At 78.0% G+C, this 1323-nt stretch carries 2 protein-coding genes; both read left to right on the top strand.

From position 1 onward, the window contains the following. A partial coding sequence (locus AOK16_RS22640) for an adenosylcobinamide-GDP ribazoletransferase (RefSeq protein WP_169790938.1) occupies positions 1-614 on the top strand: 614 nt, incomplete at its 5' end. Positions 615-917: 303 nt separating this feature from the next. Next, positions 918-1323 (top strand): M17 family peptidase N-terminal domain-containing protein (locus AOK16_RS22635; RefSeq protein WP_276202523.1); only part of this gene is annotated, 406 nt, incomplete at its 3' end.

Genomic DNA, 1323 nt, shown 5'->3' with positions numbered 1-1323 from the left:
TACTCGGGCTCGGTGGCGGGCCGCTGCTCGCCGCGGTCACCACGGTCGCCGTACCCGCCGCGCTCACCCGCGGCCTGCACCTGGACGGGCTGGCCGACACAGCCGACGGCCTGGGCAGCGGACGGCCCGCCGCGGACGCGCTGCGGATCATAAAGCAGTCGGACATCGGCCCGTTCGGCGTGATCACCCTGCTGCTCGTACTGCTGGCGCAGACCGCGGCCATCTCCCAGCTGTACGCGGCGGGTTGGGCCCGCGGCGCACTCGCGGCCCTGGTCGCCGGGGTCGCGGCACGGCTGGCGCTCACCCTCGCGGCCCGGACCGGGGTGCCGGCGGCCCGGCCGGACGGACTGGGCGCGACGGTCGCGGGCGCGGTGCCGGCCGGGGCCGCGATCGCCGTGGGCGCCCTCGCGGTCGCGGCCTGCGCCGCCGCGGGTTCGCCCCTCGGCGCGTACGCCGCCGCGCACCACGCCCTGGCCGTACTCGCGGCGCTCGCCGCCGCCGAACTCCTGCTCCGCCGCTGCCGGTTGCGGCTCGGCGGCGTCACGGGCGACGTCTTCGGCGCCCTCTCCGAAACAGCGGCAACGACAGCTCTGATCGCGCTCGCCCTGGGGTAAACGGCCCCGATCACGCTCGCGCTGGGGCAGGGCAGCGGACTCCAGCCCGTCCGACACCCCAGGGCACGAGAACACACGCCCAAGCCCCGGCGCCGCTCGGCCAGCGGCCGAAGCCCTCGCGTCCCCGGCCCCCGGCGGCTCCGCGCAAGGGGGTCGGCGCGCGGGCGCTTCGCAGCCGGTCGGCGGCATACGATGCTGGCAGCGCCCGGGCCCGCACATGGCATATGCGACGGCCGCGGGCGGCTCGCGGCGGCCGGCCCACCGACTGGCCGAGGAACGCAACCGGAAGAAGGACCCCAACCCGTGACTGCTCTGACTCTCAGCACCTCCACCGCCGCGTCGCTGCGCGCGGACGCCGTCGTCATCGGTGTGGCCAAGGGCGACAAGGGCCCCGTCGTCGCGTCGGGCGGCGAGGCCGTGGACAAGGCGTTCGGCGGGAAGCTGGCGACCGTCCTGGAGACCCTCGGCGCCTCCGGAGGCGAGGGCGAGGTGACCAAGCTGCCCGCCCCGGCCGGCTTCAAGGCCCCGGTCGTGCTGGCGGTCGGACTCGGGGAGCCCCCGGCCAAGGGCGAGCCGTACGGTGCGGAGGCGCTGCGCCGGGCCGCCGGTGCCGCGGCCCGCGCGCAGCGCCTCCGCACCGTACGGCTCGCCCTCGGCCGGGGGCGCCCCGCGTCCGACCGCCAGCACGACCGCGGCCTTGCCGCCGGCC

The sequence above is a fragment of the Streptomyces pathocidini genome (genome assembly GCF_001418495.1).
In the GTDB taxonomy this organism is placed as follows: Bacteria; Actinomycetota; Actinomycetes; order Streptomycetales; family Streptomycetaceae; genus Streptomyces; species Streptomyces pathocidini.
The sequence above is the reverse complement of the archived record's forward strand: the minus strand, read 5'-3'. Positions and strand labels throughout refer to the sequence as shown.